The sequence below is a fragment of the Cellulomonas taurus genome, from assembly GCF_012931845.1.
In the GTDB taxonomy this organism is placed as follows: Bacteria; Actinomycetota; Actinomycetes; order Actinomycetales; family Cellulomonadaceae; genus Cellulomonas; species Cellulomonas taurus.
Map to the genome: position 1 here is coordinate 504764 of NZ_CP051884.1, position 10537 is coordinate 515300.

Below are 10537 nucleotides of genomic sequence, written 5' to 3' on the forward strand. Positions count from 1 at the left end.
AGGGTCGGGGGATGCACACCATCGGCCCCTGGACCAAGGGCTTCTGGCAGCCCGAACCCGTGTCGACCGACGACTGGCTCGCCGCGGACCATCACCTGTTCGATGGGTCGTTGAGCTGGCCGGTGCTCACCGTGGACACCGCCGCCGTGGACCAGAACATCGCCACGATGGCCGCCTTCGCCGCGGAGCACGGGCTGCGTCTGGCGCCGCACGGCAAGACGTCGATGGCCCCGGCATTGTTCCGGCGGCAGCTCGACGCCGGTGCCTGGGGGATCACCCTGGCCAGCGCGAACCAGGCACTGGCCGCCCATGCCGCCGGGGTGCGGCGGATCCTGATCGCGAACCAGGTGCTCGACCCGAGCGCGCTGCGCTGGATCGCCACCGTCGACGCCGAGATCCTGCTGCAGGTCGACTCCGATGCCGGGATCGCGGCGCTCGCGGCGGTGGCCGACCCGGTGCGGCCGGTGGAGGTGCTGATCGAGCTGGGGCACCCGGCCGGACGGACCGGCGCACGCGACCTGCCGTCGCTGCTCGACCTGGCCCGCCGGGTGCAGGACACCCCGGGCCTGCGGCTGGCCGGGGTGACCGCCTACGAGGGCGGGCTGCCCGACGCGCAGCGGGTACGGGACTTCCTGCGGCTGCTGCGGGCGGCGGGGACGGCAGTCGGCGAGCTGATCGGCGGCGAGGCGATCGTCTCGGCCGGTGGTTCGGCCTGGTTCGACCTGGTCGCCGAGGTGCTGGGCGGGATGCCGGACGCCACCGTCCTGCTGCGCAGCGGGTCGACGGTCACCCACGACCACGGCATCTACGCCGAGCGCACCCCCTTCACCCGGATCGCGGGGGACCTGCGACCGGCGCTGCGGGTGTGGGCGCAGGTCACCTCCCGGCCGGAGCCGGGGCTGGCGATCCTCGGCGCCGGGAAGCGCGATCTGCCCTACGACGAGGGGCTGCCGCTCCCGCTCCGCGTGCACCGGGACGGGGCTGCCTGGGACAGCCACGGCTGGACGCTCACCCGGACCAACGATCAGCACGCCTACCTGGAGGCTGCCGCCGACGCGACCGAGCTGGCGGTCGGCGACGTGGTCGAACTCGGTCTGTCCCACCCGTGCACCAGCTTCGACAAGTGGCGGGTGGTGCCGGTGATCGACGACCGGCAGCGGGTGGTCGAGCTGCTGCACACCCTGTTCTAGGCGGCCCCGTCCGGGGTGTGCACCAGCCGGCCCAGCTCGTCGAAGCGCAGCGGCCAGCCGGGCACCCCGGGCCGTCGCTGCCAGGGGTGCGGTCCGTCCAGCGGGCGGTACTCCACCCCGGCGGCGTCCAGGCGGGCGAGGTGCGCGGTCCGCAGCCGTCGATCGAAGTCCGGCCAGTCCCGTGCCTCGCGCGGTGACCACACCACCTCCGCGAAGGCGGCGAGGCGGGGGAAGGCGGCGTAGTCCACCCGGCGCGGGGAGTCGAGCTGCTCGCTCCACAGCTGGGCCTGAGCGCCCAGGACCGTCCCGGCACCCGGTTCGGCCGCCGCCTCCGCGACCTGATCGATCATCGGCTCGAAGCGGTACACGTCGGCGAGGGTGTGCACCGTGCCGACCGGTGCCGGTTCGTCCAGGCCGGGTGCGGCGCGGTGGTCCAGGTAGACCTCGTGCTCGGGGCAGACCACCACGTCGTGGCCGTCACGTAGGGCGTCGATGCCACCCCGGTAGCCGCGCCAGGAGTTGATCGCCACGTCGGTCGGCAGCCGGGAGCCGCCCACCTCGTCCCAGGCGGTGGCCCGGCGACCACGGCTGCGCAGGTGATCGGCCAGCTGCCCGATGAACCAGGGCAGCAGCTCCTCCAGACCGGACATCCCCAGTTCCTCGGCGCGGCGCACGCTGGCGGGGTCGGCCGCCCACTCGTCCACCGGCACCTCGTCGCCGCCCAGGCAGATCAGCGGCGAGTCGAAGATGTCCAGTACCTCGTCCAGCACCGTCCGGTAGAAGTCCAGCACCCGGTCGGCGGTGCTCAGCACGTGCGGGTTCAGCCCCCAGCGGGTCCACACCTGCCAGGTCGCCGCCTGCTCCCGCAGGGCCGCCAGCTCCGGGTAGGCCACCATCGCCGCCTGGGAGTGCCCGGGCAGGTCGATCTCCGGGATCACCGTCACGCCCCGGCTGCGGGCGAAGGCCACGATCTCGCGCAGGTCGTCCTGGCTGTAGAAGCCGCCGTGCGGCGCGCCGTCGTACCGCGACGACCGGGACGAGCCGACCTGCGACTCGGTGCGCCACCCGCCGACCTCGGTCAGCCGGGGGTAAGCGCGGATCTGGATCCGCCAGCCCTGGTCGTCGGTCAGGTGGAGGTGCAGCACGTTCAGCTTGTGCGCGGCGATCAGCTCGATGAACCGCAGCACGCCGTCCTTGGGCATGAAGTGCCGGGCCACATCCAGCAGCACGCCGCGGTGACCGAAGCGCGGGCCGTCCTGCACCACCAGCCCGGGCAGTGTGATCGTCTCCTCGCGTACCGGCATCGCCCGGAAGGCCGTCGGTCCGATCAGCTGCTGCACGGTGCGCAGCGCGTGGCGGGCACCGTCGGGGCCGTTCGACTCGATCAGGACGCCGCCGTCGATCACCAGCCGGTAGTGCTCGGCGGGCAGCGTCGGGTCGTGTCGCAGACGCAGCTGTGCCGTGCCGTCCTCCGGTGCCAGCTCCCGGCCGAGCCGGATGGCGAACAGGTCGATGAGCGGGGAGCGGGCGGCGGACAGCTCGGGGTCGACGGTCACGGTGAGCCGCTCCGGCAGGGTCCAGGCGGTGTCGGTCGGGGTGAGGTGGGTCGGGGCGGGGATCAGGGTGTGCGCAGGGGTGGTCACGTCAAGGCTCCCGGTCGGCTGGTCGGGGTCACGCGGTCGGGTCGATGGTCGGCGGGGGGCGTGGTGACGGGGCGCCGGGGTGGTGGGGTCCAGCCCAGGGCACCCGACAGCGATCGGGCGACCTCGACGGTGGCCCGGGCGTTGTCGCGCAGGGTGGCCGGTGGCATCCGGTGGTGGTCCAGGGCCACGCCGACGGCGGCGACCACCATGCCGGTGTGGCCGAGCACCGGTGCGGCGACCGCCCGCACATGCGGGTCGTGCTCCCGGTCGTCCAGGGCGAAGCCACGCTGGCGGGTGCGGTCCAGCTCGCCGCGCAGCTCGGTCGGGTCGGTGATGGTGCGCGGGGTCAGCGCGCGCAGACCTGTGGCGATGGCCCGGTCGATCCACGCGGCGGGGGCCATCGACAGCACCGCCTTGCCCCAGGCGGTGCAATAGCTCGGGACCACGGCGTCGGTGCTCAGGCTGCCCCGGCCCCGCCCGGCGGTCAGCGCCAACCGGATCCCGTCCTGCTCCGGGACACCCAGGACGCACACCCCGCCGGTCCGTGCCGCCAACGACCGCAGCGCCGGATCGGCGAGGGCGGGCAGGTCGATCGACCCGAGGTACGACTGACCCAAGTGCAGCGCCCCCAGACCCAGCCGGTAGCGACCGGCGCCGTCCCGGTGCAACAGACCCTCGTCCAGCAGCGGGGTGAGCAAGCGGGCGGCGGTCGAGCGGTGCACCCCGATCGCTTGGGCCAACTCCATCACCGGCACCCCGCGCTCCGCGGTGGCGTGGGTGCGGACGTGTTCGAGCAGGTGCAGACAGCGCCGGACAGAGAGGGACTCGTTCCGCATCGTCGTCTCGCCAGGGGGCATGGCAGGGACGGTAGCGGTCGGACCGGCTGTCCGGGGTCGCTCGTCGCGGAATGCGCGCGCGTTCTGGATCGATGGGCGCTGACCTGAACCGACGCGCGGTCCCGCCCGGTGTCATGCGTGTGCAGTGCACACGCGGTGGCGGTCGGGCGGTCGCCAGGGATGGTGCCCGGTGGCGCGCGGGACGTGCCTGGGGCGGCCGGGGGATAGTGCCTCGGGTGGTCGGGCGGGAAGTGCCTGGGGTGGCCGGGCGGGACGTGCCTCGGGTGGTCGGGCGGGAAGTGCCGGGGGTGTCCCCGGCAGTCGATACCCTGGGCCGGTGACTTCCGCTGCGACCGTGCCCGGTGGGCTGTTCATCTCGCTGGAGGGCGGCGACGGGGTCGGCAAGTCCACCCAGTCCCGGCTCCTGGGCGAGTGGCTGACCGGACTCGGCCTGCCGGTCGTGCTGACCCGCGAGCCGGGCGGCACAGACCTGGGCCGGACCCTGCGTGAGGCGGTGCTGCACGGCGAGCACATGGACGCCCGGACCGAGGCGCTGCTCTACGCCGCCGACCGGGCGCACCACGTCGCCTCCCTGGTCCGCCCGGCGCTGGACGCGGGGCAGGTCGTCATCACCGACCGGTACCTGGACTCCTCGGTCGCCTACCAGGGCACCGGCCGCGACCTCGGCGCGCAGGAGGTCGAGGACCTGTCGCTGTGGGCCACCTCCGGCCTGCTGCCCGCGCTCACCGTGCTGCTCGACCTGGACCCGAGCGTCGGGCTGTCCCGCCTCGCCGACCGCGACCGGGGACCCGACCGACTGGAGAGCGCCGGCGACGACTTCCACCGTCGGACCCGGGAGGCGTTCCTGACCCGGGCCGCCGCCGACCCCGCACGGTGGCTGGTGCTGGACGCCGCCCGCAGCCCGGAACAGGTCGCCGCAGACATCCGCAGCCGGGTCGCCGCCCTGCTGGCGGCACGCGGGGTGCCGGCATGACCTCGGTCTGGGACGACGTCGTCGGGCAGGAACCCGCGGTCGAGGTGCTGCGCGCCGCCGCCAAGGACCCGGCCAGGATGACGCACGCCTGGCTGCTCACCGGGCCGCCCGGATCGGGACGCTCGAACGCCGCCCGCGCCTTCGCCGCCGCCCTGCAGGACCCCAGCGCGGACCCGCGCAGCCCGGGGTGCGCGCAGGTGCTCGCCGGGACCCACCCGGACGTCACCGTCGTCAACACCGAGGGTGTGGTCATCCGGGCCGACACCGTCCGGCCCCTGGTCGAGCTGGCCCAGCGCAGCCCCTCCCAGGGTCGGTGGCGGGTGATCGTGATCGAGGACGCCGACCGGCTGAACGAGACCTCCGGCAACGTGCTGCTGAAGGCGATCGAGGAGCCGCCGCCGCGCACCGTCTGGCTGCTGTGCGCCCCCAGCCCGCAGGACGTGCTGGTGACCATCCGCTCCCGGTCGCGTGCCGTCGCGCTGCGGGTGCCGCCGGTGCAGGCGGTGGCCGATCTGCTGGTCCGTCGGGACGGCATCGACCCGGCGGTCGCCCTCACCGCCGCGCAGGCGGCGCAGAGCCACGTCGGGGTGGCACGACGGCTGGCCCGCGACCCGGAGGCCCGGGCACGGCGTGACCAGGTGCTCCGCCTGGCGTCCCGGGTGCGCGGCGTCGGTGACGCGGTGCTCGCCGCCGCCGATCTGGTCGAGACCGCGCAGGCCGATGCCAAGGCCGCCACCGAGGAACGCGACGCCGCCGAACGCACCGCTCTGCTGCACGCGCTCGGCGCCGAGGGCCTGACCACGGTCCCCCCGGCGCTGCGCGGACAGCTGCGGCAGCTGGAGGAGGAACAGAAGCGCCGTGCCACCCGGGCCCAGCGCGACGTGCTGGACCGCGCCATGGTCGACCTGCTGTCGCTGTACCGGGACGTCCTGGTGATCCAGCTCGGCGCCGACGTCGACCTGGTGAACCGGGCGCAGGAGGAGGCCATCCGCGACCTCGCCCGCAGCAGCACGCCGGAGCAGAGCCTGCACCGGATGGACGCCGTCACCGAGGCCCGCGAGCGACTTTCCGGAAATGTCGCCCCGCTGCTGGCGGTCGAGGCGATGATGATCGGACTGCGACCGCAGCAGGTCTGAGCCACCCGCTACGGTGACCCGGTGACTTCCGTGCGCCACCAGACCGTCCGAACCCTGGCCCTCGCCACCGTCGCCGTGCTGGGCCTCGGCGCCTGCGGTGCCGGCGGCGACACCGACACCGCCCCCACGGCCCCCGCCGTCGTCCCTACCTCGGTGCCGGACGGCGCCGACGCCATCTACGGCCAGGACGTCGACTGGTCCACCTGCGGTGACCTGGAGTGCGCCACCGTCACGGTGCCGCTCGACTGGTCGGACCCGGGCGGCGACACGATCGACATCGCGGTCAATCGGCACGCCGCCACCGGCGACAAGCTCGGTTCGCTCCTGATCAACCCCGGTGGCCCCGGTGGTTCCGGCATCGACGCGCTGTCCTCCATCGCGCTCGGCCGGTTCGGCGACGAGGTCGTCGACCGGTACGACCTGATCGGCTTCGACCCGCGCGGCGTCGGACAGTCGACCGCCGTCTCCTGCGTCTCCGACAGCGAGATGGACACCCTGGTGTCCGCCGACTACGACTTCAGCACCGACGACGGCGTGGCGCAGGCCGAGGCCGCCTACGCGAAGCTCGGCGAGGGCTGCCTGGACGGCACCGGGCCGCTGCTGGAGCACGTCGACACCGTCAGCGCCGCCAAGGACATGGACGTGATCCGTGCCGTGGTCGGCGACGACACCCTGACCTACGTCGGCTACTCCTACGGCACCCAGCTCGGTGCCACCTACGCGGCCCTGTTCCCGCAGCAGGTCGGCCGCCTGGTGCTGGACGGCGCCGTCGACCCGACCCTGTCCTCGCAGGCGCTGTCCCTCGGTCAGGCGGTCGGCTTCGAGAACGCCCTGCGCGCCTACGTCACCGACTGCCAGACCGGCACCAACTGCCCGCTCACCGGCACCCCGGACGAGGGCCTCGCCCAGATCCGGACCATGCTGGACCAGGCCATCGCCAGCCCGCTGCCGACCCAGGACGCCCAGCGCCCGCTGACCGGCTCCCTCGCGTTCAGCGGCATCGCGCTCCCGCTCTACGACGAGACCAGCTGGCCCTACCTCACGATGGGCCTGCGGGACGCGATCAGCAACGGCGACGGCTCGGTCCTGCTGCAGCTCGCCGACCTCTACTACGACCGTGACGCCGACGGCACCTACACCACCAACTCCACCGTCGCGTTCTGGGCGATCGGCTGCGCCGACGACCGTGCCACCACCGACATCGCCCAGATGCGCACCGACGCCGCCGAGATCGAGGCAGCCGCCCCCACCGTCGGCCGCTTCTTCGGCTACGGCGGCGTGCTCTGCGCCGACTGGCCGGTCCCCGAGGCCGGCGGCCTGGACTCCTACACCGCCACCGACGCCGCGCCCATCGTCGTCATCGGCACCACCAACGACCCGGCCACCCCCTACGCCTGGGCCGAGTCCCTCACCCAGACCCTCGGCGACTCCGCCACCCTGCTGACCTACGAGGGCGAGGGCCACACCGCCTACGGCCGGTCCAACGCCTGCATCCTCGACACCGTGGACGCTTACCTGATCGACGGCACCGTGCCCGCCGAGGGCACGCGCTGCTGACGCTTTGGAGCAGCGCCCGCCCGCCAGGTAGAGTGGGGCCGCTCGTCCTGCTGGACGACGCCGCCTTAGCTCAGTCGGCAGAGCGTCTCACTCGTAATGAGAAGGTCAAGGGTTCGATTCCCTTAGGCGGCTCAGGCGCGAAGGCCCGGGATCATCACGATCCCGGGCCTTCGTCGTGCACCCGACATACTGGCCGGGTGCCGATGACGTCGCTCCGCCGCCCGGGCCATGGGGTCCTCGCCCTCTGCGCCGCACTCGCGCTCGCCGCGCTGGTGATCGTGCTGACCGTGATGCCGGAGGGAGCTCCGGTGTCCTCCGACCCGGGGGCGCCGGTGGTGCCGTGGTGGGTGGTGCTGCTGCCCCCGGTGGTCGGCATCGCGCTGACCCTGGTGCTCCCACGCCGTCGCACCGCGATGCCGGCCGAGGTCGCCGACCGGCGCCGGTTCACCGCCTCCACCGCCGTGCTGCTCGGATTGGCAGTGGCGTTCCCGCTCGTCGTCGGCCTGCTCGATCTGGGTGGCTCGGAGTGGTACGTGCTGGTGAAGCTCGTGCTGTTCATGCTCGTGCCGGGGGTCGTCGTCGCGGTCGTCCGGGGCGTCCGGATCGAGCGGCTCCGCGCCGCGTGGCGGTGGTGGGCGCCCGCCGTGGTGATCCTGGTGTGGACGCTGCTGTCCCAGGTCGCGCCGTGGAATCCCCGCCACGACCTGTCCGACATCGACCCGACGATGCTGGTGATCAGCGCGACCGCGACGGCCATCACCGCCGGGCTCGGCGAGGAGCTGTTCTACCGGCGGTGGTTGCAGACCCGGCTGGAGGCCGGGCTCGGTGCCGCGCCGGGGATCGCGCTGGCCTCGTTGGCCTTCGCGCTGATGCACCTCGGTTCGCACGGCTCCGGTGAACCGCTGGTGGACGTGGCGCGGGTGATCGTGGCGCAGGGGTCGTTCGGGGTGTTCGTCGGTGTGCTGTGGTGGCGGTACCGGAACCTGGCGGCGATCGTGGTCGCGCACCTGATCGTGAACGGGTGGCAGGTGGTGGTCGAGCTGGTGTCCGGCACGGCGGGGTGATGGAGAGAGTGCGCGGTCCGTCCGATGCCGGTGGTCACTCAGGGCTGAATGGGTGATATCGGTACGGGAGGAACGGTTCGACCCCGTCGCGCTCCCTCCCGTGCCTACCGTGCGCGAGTGACCTCTCCCGTGCCCGGTTGGTATCCCGATCCGCAGTCGCCCACGCAGCTCCGCTGGTGGGATGGCTCGCGCTGGACCGAGCACGCCCGACCGCTGCCAGCTGCCGGTCCGACCGCAGGAGGTGCGCCCGCTCGGCCGCCGCACGACCAGGCCCCGAGCGCACCGCATCACGCACAAACCGAGGGGCCACAGGGGCAGCAGACAGCCGCTTTCCCGGAGGCACCGCGCTTCGAACCGGCGCAGCGCGGAATCCCGGGTCAGTACCCCGGGATCGAGCAACCGACGAAGAAGCCGCTCTTCCGCCGGACCTGGTTCATCGTGACCGCCAGTGTGATCGCGTTCTTCGTGGTCGTCGGGGTGGCAGCCGGGCTGAGCGGTGGCTCCGACGACGCAGCGTCGCGCGGTGACGGTGCGCCGACCACCGCGGTCGACCGCGAGACGTCGGACACGATCGAGGTGCCCGACGTGGTCGGGATGTCGCTCGCCGACGCGACCGCTGCGATCGAGGCGGCCGGGCTCACGGTGGGCACCATCGGCGACGCCGGTGAGGTCGAGTCGCAGGCACCCTCCGGCGGGCAGTCGGTGGACCCGAAGAGCCAGGTGATGCTCACCGTGGTGGACCGGGCCGCGGAGGAGGCAGCCGCCGCGGCGGCTCAGGCGGAGGCGGATGCCGCCGCGGCAGCGGCCGAGGCAGCCAAGGGGACGGTCTCCCAGCAGAACGCCTATCAGGCGGCGCAGTCGTACCTGAGCTTCACCTCCTTCTCCCGCGCCGGTTTGATCGATCAGCTCACCAGTGAGTACGGCGATGGCTACCCGCCGGAGGACGCCGAGTTCGCTGTGGCCCGGCTGGAAGCCGAGGGCGGCGTCGACTGGAATGCGGAGGCTGCCGAGGCCGCCGCGTCATACCTGGGCTTCACCTCGTTCTCGCGGCAAGGTCTGCTGGACCAGCTGACCAGCGAATATGGCGATGGATTCACGCCGGAGCAGGCCGAGTATGGGGTGAGCACCACCGGGCTGTAGGAGGGCGGAGCGTGCGCTCCGAACCCAGCCGCCGCTGCCACGCCGCATGATCGGCGCGACGGGCTCCGGTGAACCGCTGGTGGACGTGGCCCCCGCAGTCGCTCCGCGGTGCGGGCGTCGCTATCGTGCGGGAATGGCCCGAGGACTGCGACGCCCCCAGAAGCGTCCCTACCGCACGCCCGCCCTGTGGTGCCTGGGTGTGGGGACCGTGCTGGTCCTCGCGTCCCTGCCGCAGTTCTTCTTCGGCATCCCGGTGTCGGAGGGGTTCGCGCCAGCGGGCTTCACGTTGGGGCCCGCCGCGATCATCGCCGGTCTGGTCCTGTACTTCTCCCAGCGTCCCCAGCGCGGTGAGCGCTTCGTCGAGGACATTCACACCTTCCGGCACATCGACCTGTAACCGCCCGCGGACCGGCCGGTCGGCGTGTAGGAGGATGGAGCGTGCGCTCCGAGCCCTGCCCCCGCTGTGATGCCGCCACCGTCGTCGTGGACTGCTACGACACCCGCAGTCGCCGGTTCACCGCCGTGGAGCTGACCGACCAGCAGATCCCGGAGCAGGAGCGCTGGTACTTCCACGGCACCCGCGGTGTGATCCACGGCGGCCTGATCGACGCACCGGCGACGCAGCCCTTCGTCGTGTTGCACGCCTGCGACCGCACCCGGCTCGGCTCCGGACAGGGTGCGCCGAACAAGTCCGGGTACATCGGGGTGGACGCCGAGATCGCCCAGCGCGACGACCTGCCGACCACCGACGACCACGAGCTGCGCATCCCGGGCCGGGTGTACAGCTACCGCTTCCCCTCGCACTGGGCGCACATCGTCGCCGGTGCCGACGGTCGGGGACTGTGCGGGGACCGGGTGCTGGTCCCGGAGGAGATGACGCCGCGGGAGCGGGCCCGGATCGCGGGGATGAAGGTGTGCCCGCGCTGCCGAGGTCGGAACGCGCGGGACGAGGCGAGCGCGGGCGACCCGCGGTAGGA

The 10537-nt window shown here is 73.1% G+C and carries 10 protein-coding genes, 1 tRNA gene and 1 pseudogene; 10 read left to right on the forward strand and 2 right to left on the reverse strand.

Annotated elements, in window-relative coordinates; genetic code table 11:
* The first annotated feature begins 11 nt into the window (after positions 1-11).
* Entirely contained in the window at positions 12-1190 is a 1179-nt protein-coding gene (locus HGK68_RS02320; RefSeq protein WP_169164507.1) for an alanine racemase, read from the forward strand.
* On the opposite strand, the gene HGK68_RS02325 is transcribed toward HGK68_RS02320, so the two are convergent.
* Together HGK68_RS02325 and HGK68_RS02330 are read right to left on the reverse strand one after the other, a co-directional pair.
* Positions 1187-2833, reverse strand: coding sequence for a beta-N-acetylhexosaminidase (locus HGK68_RS02325; protein WP_206155786.1), 1647 nt, complete (start codon positions 2831-2833; stop codon positions 1187-1189). The two genes, HGK68_RS02320 and HGK68_RS02325, sit on opposite strands and share 4 nt — an antisense overlap.
* Positions 2830-3690, reverse strand: coding sequence for an IclR family transcriptional regulator (locus HGK68_RS02330; protein WP_169164508.1), 861 nt, complete (start codon positions 3688-3690; stop codon positions 2830-2832). Before HGK68_RS02330 ends, HGK68_RS02325 begins: the two co-directional genes overlap by 4 nt.
* 316 nt (positions 3691-4006) lie before the next feature.
* On the opposite strand from HGK68_RS02330, the gene tmk reads away from it, so the two are divergent.
* The 9 genes and pseudogenes from tmk to HGK68_RS02375 all read left to right on the forward strand — a co-directional run bounded on the left by tmk (position 4007) and on the right by HGK68_RS02375 (position 10535).
* The gene (tmk, locus tag HGK68_RS02335; protein WP_206155787.1) at positions 4007-4663 is read left to right on the forward strand and encodes a dTMP kinase; all 657 of its coding nucleotides are present in this window, start codon (positions 4007-4009) and stop codon (positions 4661-4663) included.
* Complete coding sequence (locus tag HGK68_RS02340; RefSeq protein ID WP_169164509.1) at positions 4660-5799, forward strand: DNA polymerase III subunit delta'; 1140 nt, start codon at positions 4660-4662, stop codon at positions 5797-5799. Before tmk ends, HGK68_RS02340 begins: the two co-directional genes overlap by 4 nt.
* A 21-nt stretch (positions 5800-5820) precedes the next feature.
* On the forward strand, positions 5821-7356 hold the full coding sequence (locus HGK68_RS02345) for an alpha/beta hydrolase (RefSeq protein ID WP_246260520.1): 1536 nt from the start codon (positions 5821-5823) through the stop codon (positions 7354-7356).
* A gap of 59 nt (positions 7357-7415) precedes the next feature.
* Positions 7416-7488, forward strand: a tRNA-Thr gene (locus tag HGK68_RS02350).
* Between the two features lie 71 nt (positions 7489-7559).
* A complete protein-coding gene (locus HGK68_RS02355) occupies positions 7560-8420 on the forward strand; it encodes a CPBP family intramembrane glutamic endopeptidase (protein WP_169166900.1) in 861 nt (286 codons plus the stop codon).
* Between the two features lie 48 nt (positions 8421-8468).
* A pseudogene (locus HGK68_RS02360) lies at positions 8469-8606 on the forward strand (DUF2510 domain-containing protein); the annotation flags it as partial.
* A gap of 252 nt (positions 8607-8858) precedes the next feature.
* Positions 8859-9560 carry an Ltp family lipoprotein gene (locus HGK68_RS16005; protein ID WP_246260688.1) on the forward strand — a complete coding sequence of 234 codons (702 nt, stop codon included), beginning with the start codon at positions 8859-8861 and terminating at the stop codon, positions 9558-9560.
* A 133-nt stretch (positions 9561-9693) separates the two neighbouring features.
* The gene (locus tag HGK68_RS02370) at positions 9694-9957 is read left to right on the forward strand and encodes a hypothetical protein (protein ID WP_169164510.1); all 264 of its coding nucleotides are present in this window, start codon (positions 9694-9696) and stop codon (positions 9955-9957) included.
* Positions 9958-9998: 41 nt separating this feature from the next.
* Positions 9999-10535, forward strand: coding sequence for a hypothetical protein (locus tag HGK68_RS02375; RefSeq protein ID WP_169164511.1), 537 nt, complete (start codon positions 9999-10001; stop codon positions 10533-10535).
* Positions 10536-10537 lie beyond the last annotated feature (2 nt).

Bases quoted from the DNA above. Each gene is read 5' to 3' on its own strand.
- HGK68_RS02355 (WP_169166900.1), top strand. From the start codon at position 7,560: ATGACGTCGCTCCGCCGCCCGGGCCATGGGGTCCTCGCCCTCTGCGCC.
- HGK68_RS02320 (WP_169164507.1), top strand. From the start codon at position 12: ATGCACACCATCGGCCCCTGGACCAAGGGCTTCTGGCAGCCCGAACCC.
- HGK68_RS02370 (WP_169164510.1), top strand. From the start codon at position 9,694: ATGGCCCGAGGACTGCGACGCCCCCAGAAGCGTCCCTACCGCACGCCC.
- HGK68_RS02330 (WP_169164508.1), bottom strand. From the start codon at position 3,690: ATGCCCCCTGGCGAGACGACGATGCGGAACGAGTCCCTCTCTGTCCGG.
- HGK68_RS02340 (WP_169164509.1), top strand. From the start codon at position 4,660: ATGACCTCGGTCTGGGACGACGTCGTCGGGCAGGAACCCGCGGTCGAG.